At 53.5% G+C, this 714-nt stretch carries 1 rRNA gene; it reads left to right on the forward strand.

Annotated elements, in window-relative coordinates:
- Positions 1–44: 44 nt before the first annotated feature.
- A 23S ribosomal RNA gene (locus CAFE_RS11815) occupies positions 45–714 on the forward strand; the annotation flags it as partial.

Consider the following 714-nt stretch of genomic DNA (forward strand, 5'->3'; position numbering starts at 1 on the left):
ATCTGATAGAAAAACTACAATTTTGAAGAACCAAAGAATCACATGGTCAAGCTACAAAGAGCGCAAGGGGAATGCCTTGGCACTGGGAGCCGAAGAAGGACGCGGCTAACTGCGAAAAGCTATGGGGAGCCGTAAGCAGGCATTGATCCATAGGTGTCCGAATGGAGCAATCCGGCTGGAGTCATGTCCAGTCACCGTGGAGTGAATTCATAGCTGCACGGGGGGAACCGCCTGAACTGAAACATCTAAGTAGGGCGAGGAAAAGAAATCAACCGAGATTCCGCAAGTAGTGGCGAGCGAACGCGGAAGAGGCCAAACCGCGGGCAGCAATGCCCGCGGGGTGTGGACAGCCAAAAAGTACGCAATCCTGAGCAGAACGGCATGGAAAGGCCGACGAAAGAGTGTGAAAGTCACGTATGCGAAGGGAAAGCGCAGTGGGCTGTATCCCGAGTACTGCCGGACACGTGAAACCCGGTGGGAACATGGGGGGACCACCCTCCAAGCCTAAATACTACCCAGTGACCGATAGTGAAGAGTACTGTGAAGGAAAGGTGAAAAGCACCCCGGAAGGGGAGTGAAATAGAACCTGAAACCTTGTGCTTACAAGCACCGAGAGCCCGTCAATGGGTGATCGGGTACCTTTTGTAGAATGGTCCGGCGAGTGAATGTAACTGGCAAGGTTAAGTCCTTCAGGGACGGAGCCGCAGGGAAACC

The organism is Caproicibacter fermentans (genome assembly GCF_009746625.1).
Taxonomy (GTDB): Bacteria; Bacillota; Clostridia; order Oscillospirales; family Acutalibacteraceae; genus Caproicibacter; species Caproicibacter fermentans.